This is a genomic window from Pseudomonas sp. (genome assembly GCF_026224925.1).
In the GTDB taxonomy this organism is placed as follows: domain Bacteria; phylum Pseudomonadota; class Gammaproteobacteria; order Pseudomonadales; family Pseudomonadaceae; genus Aquipseudomonas.
In genome coordinates this window covers 1-1501 of the sequence record NZ_JAMFRV010000594.1, presented here as the reverse complement: position 1 = coordinate 1501, position 1501 = coordinate 1, and the positions used below count along the sequence as shown (strand labels likewise).

At 58.4% G+C, this 1501-nt stretch carries 2 protein-coding genes and 1 pseudogene; all 3 read left to right on the top strand.

Annotated features, from left to right (window positions below):
* Positions 1-396 (top strand): phosphotransferase (locus M0974_RS24715; RefSeq protein WP_297843214.1); only part of this gene is annotated, 396 nt, incomplete at its 5' end.
* Between the two features lie 19 nt (positions 397-415).
* Positions 416-1084, top strand: coding sequence for an N-acetylmuramate alpha-1-phosphate uridylyltransferase MurU (gene murU, locus M0974_RS24710; protein ID WP_297843217.1), 669 nt, complete (start codon positions 416-418; stop codon positions 1082-1084).
* A pseudogene (locus tag M0974_RS24705) lies at positions 1085-1501 on the top strand (molecular chaperone DjlA); the annotation flags it as partial. It lies immediately after the preceding gene.

Genomic DNA, 1501 nt, shown 5'->3' with positions numbered 1-1501 from the left:
GAGCCGAATCCCGGCGTGCTGGATTTCCAGGATGCGGTATATGGCCCGGTGACTTACGACGTGACTTGCCTGTTTAAGGATGCGTTCCTGAGCTGGCCTGAAGAGCGTGTGGAAGGCTGGCTGAGGGCATACTGGCAAGCCGCCGGAAAGCTGGGTATTCCAGTGCAAAACGAATTTGAAGACTTTCTGCGTGCCAGTGATTTGATGGGCGTGCAGCGGCATTTGAAGGTGATCGGTATTTTTGCGCGCATTTGCCACCGTGATGGCAAGCCTCGCTACTTGGCTGACGTGCCCCGTTTCTTTGCTTATATAGAAGCGGTATTGGCACGGCGACCGGAGCTGGCTGAGCTGGGTGAGTTGTTGGCAAGTCTGCGTCAACCAGTTGGAGCTGTATGAAGATGACGGTAGTAAACGCATGAAGGCGATGATTCTCGCTGCGGGTAAGGGCGAACGCCTGCGCCCGCTGACCTTGCACACGCCCAAGCCATTGGTGCGTGCCGGGGGTGTGCCATTGATTGAATACCACCTGCGGGCTTTACACGCGGCAGGCTTTACCGAGGTCGTAATTAACCACGCCTGGCTGGGTCAGCAGATCGAGGACTACCTCGGTGACGGGGAGCAGTTTGGGTTGAGCATTCGTTATTCGGCAGAAGGTGAGCCGCTGGAAACCGGTGGCGGAATTTTCCGCGCCCTGCCGTTGCTGGGTAATAAGCCGTTTCTGGTGGTCAATGGCGACATCTGGACTGACTACGACTTTGCTAACCTGCATCGGCCTATCGCGGGGTTGGCGCACTTGGTCCTTGTGGACAACCCTGCGCACCACTTGGCGGGTGATTTTGCCTTGGTGGACGGTCACGTTGAGCACAGCCAGAACGCGCCGCGTTTGACCTACAGCGGCATGGCCATTTTGCATCCGCAGTTGTTCGATGGCAGTGAAGCGGGCGCCTTCAAGCTGGCGCCACTACTGCGTAAAGCCATGGCGCACGACTTGGTCTCGGGCGAACACTTCGGCGGGCAGTGGGTTGATGTCGGTACCCACGAACGTCTCGCTGAAGTCGAGCGATTGCTTGCGGTGAGTCGCTAGATGCTGTGGCCAAGTACGTTGATCGGTGCTGGAGCCGGGTTTGCTATCGCCAGTATTCCGGGCGCGTTGCTCGGGGCATTACTTGGCCAAGCGTTGGACCGGCGTTTGGCCCTGCACAGTTGGGCACACTTGCGCGAGCGTTTGGGCGGGCGAGCGGTTCCCCGTGATGACGAATTATTGTTCATCCTGCTCGGGCGCTTAGCCAAGACCGACGGCCGTGTAGTCGACGGACATATTCAACAAGCGCGCGTGGAAATGCGCCGCATGGACTTGAGTGAGCCCGCCCAGCAGCGGGCGATTTTAGCGTTTAATCGCGGTAAAACAGGCCGTGATCGGCTGCGGGGTTATTTACGTCGTTTGAAAACCCAGCCGCATGCTGCCGAAGGTCTTTTGCGAGCCTGCTGGTGCATGGCCTGG